A 227-nucleotide genomic window follows, 5' to 3' on the forward strand; every position below is an offset into this window, starting at 1 on the left:
CCGCGCAGCCACCATCTGGATCGGCAGCCTTCTGTAAACCTGATGATCACAACTAGAGACGCGCCCTAAGGGGTCCTTGCAGAATGATCTTCCTGTAGCACGGTGGAGAGGTACGTGATCCCGTGTTGTGTGGGGGTGACCATGACACGGCGGAAGCCCTGGGAGGTCAGCGACGAACTGTGGGCGGTGATCGAGCCGCTGCTGCCGAAGCATGAGCGGCGGTTCCG

1 pseudogene is annotated in these 227 nt (G+C 61.2%); it reads left to right on the forward strand.

Features of this window, described 5'->3' with window-relative positions:
- Positions 1–141: 141 nt before the first annotated feature.
- Positions 142–227, forward strand: a pseudogene (locus AOQ53_RS45375) (IS5/IS1182 family transposase); the annotation flags it as partial.

This window comes from Streptomyces azureus (assembly GCF_001270025.1).
Classification (GTDB): domain Bacteria; phylum Actinomycetota; class Actinomycetes; order Streptomycetales; family Streptomycetaceae; genus Streptomyces; species Streptomyces azureus.